This window comes from Helicobacter sp. T3_23-1059 (assembly GCF_053654515.1).
Map to the genome: position 1 here is coordinate 1 of NZ_JBSIUV010000216.1, position 527 is coordinate 527.

A 527-nucleotide genomic window follows, 5' to 3' on the forward strand; every position below is an offset into this window, starting at 1 on the left:
TAAAACTTTAGGTGGCGTAGATAGTTATATTAGCGTTAGTTCTTTTAAAAATAAAGATGGCTCTTCGTATTCTATCGTAGTAAGTGCGCCCAAAAAAATGGTGCTAGAGCCACTATATAATCTCATCAAACTTATCTTTTTTGTTTCTGTGGTTGTGCTTGTTATCATTATGGTGGTGTCGTTTTTATTTGTTAAGAAAAATGTCGCTATGCGTTTGCCGATTATCCTAAATGCACTTGACACATTTTTTAAATACATTAACCACGAGGGCGATGAAGTCCATACCATAAAAATCCGCGCTCAAGATGAACTAGGCAAAATGGGGCAAATCATCAATGAAAACATACAAAAATCTCAAATCAGTGTCGATAAAGACGCAGCCCTAGTCAAAGAATCCCTAGAAGTCATCAGCTATATCCAATCAAGTGGCAAAGCAGATAAAGCTATCACGCTAAAGGGTAGCAACCCTCAACTAAACGCCCTAAAAGATTCTGTAAATAGCCTACTAGAGCTACTAAACACAGCGA

The 527-nt window shown here is 37.4% G+C and carries 1 pseudogene; it reads left to right on the plus strand.

Annotated elements, in window-relative coordinates:
- Positions 1-527 (plus strand): annotated as a pseudogene (locus ACWIX0_RS14115) (methyl-accepting chemotaxis protein); the annotation flags it as partial.